Here is a 243-nt window from a genome sequence, read left to right as displayed (position 1 = left end):
CGCCTGCGTGCGCTTTACGCCCAGTAATTCCGATTAACGCTTGCACCCTCCGTATTACCGCGGCTGCTGGCACGGAGTTAGCCGGTGCTTCTTCTGCGGGTAACGTCAATCGACACGGTTATTAACCGTATCGCCTTCCTCCCCGCTGAAAGTACTTTACAACCCGAAGGCCTTCTTCATACACGCGGCATGGCTGCATCAGGCTTGCGCCCATTGTGCAATATTCCCCACTGCTGCCTCCCG

General features: G+C 56.8%; 1 rRNA gene. It reads right to left on the bottom strand.

Features of this window, described 5'->3' with window-relative positions:
• Positions 1–243 (bottom strand): 16S ribosomal RNA (locus WFN61_RS21025); the annotation flags it as partial.

This window comes from Pseudescherichia sp. AS216 (assembly GCF_037152055.1).
Classification (GTDB): Bacteria; Pseudomonadota; Gammaproteobacteria; order Enterobacterales; family Enterobacteriaceae; genus Pseudescherichia.
This window is presented reverse-complemented; position numbering and strand designations above follow the sequence as displayed.